At 45.0% G+C, this 2922-nt stretch carries 3 protein-coding genes; 2 read left to right on the top strand and 1 reads right to left on the bottom strand.

Annotated features, from left to right (window positions below; translation table 11 throughout):
* Positions 1-85: 85 nt before the first annotated feature.
* A complete protein-coding gene (locus IM477_RS18025; protein ID WP_287732914.1) occupies positions 86-277 on the top strand; it encodes a hypothetical protein in 192 nt (63 codons plus the stop codon).
* 100 nt (positions 278-377) lie between these two features.
* Here IM477_RS18025 and IM477_RS18020 read toward each other — a convergent pair whose 3' ends face one another.
* A complete protein-coding gene (locus IM477_RS18020) occupies positions 378-1325 on the bottom strand; it encodes a fused MFS/spermidine synthase (protein ID WP_287732916.1) in 948 nt (315 codons plus the stop codon).
* A gap of 409 nt (positions 1326-1734) precedes the next feature.
* Here IM477_RS18020 and accA point away from each other — a divergent pair, with 409 nt between their 5' ends.
* Positions 1735-2724, top strand: coding sequence for an acetyl-CoA carboxylase carboxyl transferase subunit alpha (accA, locus tag IM477_RS18015; protein WP_287732912.1), 990 nt, complete (start codon positions 1735-1737; stop codon positions 2722-2724).
* Positions 2725-2922 lie beyond the last annotated feature (198 nt).

Raw genomic sequence — 2922 nt, 5'->3', positions numbered from 1 at the left:
CTGCAAGCAATTCTTAATCATGAAGACTCGATCGATTTCTAGTTAGGGTTTGCGGCAAAAAGTTTGTTGGTGAGGTGTGGGAATTATGAATTATGAAGTGGGGAAATGGGGAAGTGGGGAAGTGGGGAAATGGGGAAATGGGGAAATGGGGAAATGGGGAAATAGGGAAATGGGGAAATGGGGAAATAGGGAAATGGGGAAATGGGGAAGTGGGGAAGTGGGGAAATGGGGAAATGGGGAAGTGGGGAAATGGAGCATTTGGCTGAAATTTCCCTAAACCCCTAAACCCCTAAATCCCTATCACCCTATCACCCTATCACCCTATCACCCTATCACCCTATCACCCTATCTCCTGACGACCGACTCCTGACTCCTGATTACTGGTCACTGATTACTCCTTGACCGAAGAATTTCGGGGGTTTTGCCAGGGTATAAACTTCCGTATTTTGTGCGATTGCTTGACGAATATAGAGAGGAGTTTGTAACATTCCTAGTAAACTCATGCCATCAATTAAACGTAATCCTCCCGTAGTTGTATCGCTGATTAATTCATCTACCACGTCCGGATCGGGACGAGTATTTAAAGGATGATTAGCACAGAGAGTAAAACCCCAAGGGGAACCATAACTAGGAGTGGGAGCGCAATAGGAATGAACGTAGGGAAAAACTGCTTTTAAAGTATTCACCAAACGCGCATGATACATCACCGAAGGAGGAGAAACCGGGCCAGATTGGACAACAACAATGCCATTTGCTGCCAAAACTCTTTGTAGTTTTTCAAAGTATTCTTTCGTGAATAGGGGGAAAGAAGGACCCTCTTCGATGGGATCAACCAGATCGGAGATAATAATATCCCATCGATCGTTAGTGGTGTCTAAAACTTCTAAAGCATCAGCGACAACTAACTCAAAACGAGGATCATCAAAAGTGCCTTGGTGCATTTCGGGAAGATGTTCCTTACAAGCTGCCACCACATCCCCATCGATATCGATCATCATCACTTTTTCGATTGTTTTCCAACGCAATAACTCCCGCGTTGTCGCACCTTCACCACCTCCCAGAATTAAAGCAGTTTTTGGTTCTTGGTGGGCAATCATTGCCGGTTGCACTAATGCTTCATGATAAATAAATTCATCCCCCGTACAAGATTGCCATTTGCCATCCAGTACCAAGGCTTTTCCATAGGCCCCCGATTCAACAATATACATCTCCTGAAAAGCGGTTTTTTTGTAGGCTAAAATCCGGGAAACCCCATGACTATAAATGTCCCAGGGGGTAATATATTCGTTAACCCATAGATCCGCTTTTAGTTCACTTCCTGCCATAACTAATCCTCCTTGGGGTGAAAAAGGCACGATCTATTATTATACGACAATTGACAAAATTCGATCGATAAAGAAGGCGGTCGGCAGGGGGCAGGAGGCGGTCGGCAGGAGGCCGTTTTTGTAACGGGGATTTATGCCCCGCTCCCAAAACTTTTCGCCTTAAGGCGAGGTTTTAGACCCGATTTTTTCGATAATCGATCGCTGAAAAACGGTAAGCTAGAAAAGATTAAGTAAGTAGTTATAATTAAATTGAAGATAGATTTTGCCTCTGATCCCCCCTGCCCCCCTTGATAAGGGGGGTGCCGATCCCCCCTTAGTCCCCCCTTTAATCCCCCCTTGATAAGGGGGGCATCTGATAATTTTTAACGCCTACCTACTTAGCTTCCAGTAAACTTCTAGCCACTAACCTATGACTAAAAACGAGACTACCGAGAAAAAGATTTTTCTCCTAGATTTTGAGAAACCCCTCTACGAATTAGAATCCCGCATCGAACAGATTAAAGAATTAGCCCAAGAAAATAGCGTAGATGTCTCGGAACAAATTAGTCAACTAGACGAACGAGCTAATCAATTACGTCGTGAAATTTTTAGCAATCTTACCCCTTCCCAAAGGCTACAATTAGCCCGTCATCCCCGGCGCCCCAGTACCCTAGACTATATTCAAGCAATCACCGATGAATGGTTCGAGTTACACGGTGATCGCGGTGGTTACGACGATCCCGCTCTTGTGGGTGGTGTTGCCCGTTTTAACGGTCGTCCCGTGGTGATTATCGGGCATCAAAAAGGCCGGGATACTAAGGATAATGTGGCTAGAAATTTCGGCATGGCTGCCCCCGGGGGTTATCGTAAAGCCATGCGTTTAATGGAACACGCCCATCAGTTTAATCAGCCAATTTTAACCTTTATTGACACCCCCGGTGCCTGGGCGGGGGTGGAAGCGGAAAAATTAGGTCAAGGGGAAGCGATCGCCTATAATCTTCGGGAGATGTTCCGTTTAGATGTGCCAATCATTTGTACTGTTATTGGCGAAGGTGGTTCGGGCGGTGCTTTGGGCATTGGGGTCGGCGATCGCCTATTAATGTTAGAGCATTCTGTCTATACCGTGGCGACTCCCGAAGCTTGTGCCGCCATTCTCTGGAAAGATGCCAAAAAATCCGATAAAGCGGCAGTTGCCCTCAAAATTACCTCAAAAGATTTAAAAGAGTTAAATATTATCGATCAGATCGTTCCTGAACCCTCCAGAGGGGCCCATGCTGATCCGATTAAAGCGGCAGCCAATTTAAAAGCCGCTATTAGTGAAAATTTAGAGGCTTTATCTGTGTTAACTCCCCAACAACGGCGCGAATCTCGTTATCAAAAATTCCGCAATTTAGGCGTATTTTTAGAAGCTACAGCTTAATCAGTGATCAGTGATCAGTTATCAGATGTGAGTTTTCAGTGATTAGTTTGTTTTGTAGATTTGCTAGTGGGACTTAGACAAAAAACAAATCGAGAAAAGCCTCAACTCCAATCCCCGCTTGGGATTTACTTCGAGAAGCCCAAAATCGCTGAAACTCAGATATATCAAGGAAAATCATAAATCGAGGTTAACCCTTTG

Source organism: Microcystis sp. M090S1, from assembly GCF_020246295.1.
Lineage (GTDB): Bacteria > Cyanobacteriota > Cyanobacteriia > Cyanobacteriales > Microcystaceae > Microcystis > Microcystis aeruginosa.
This window is presented reverse-complemented; position numbering and strand designations above follow the sequence as displayed.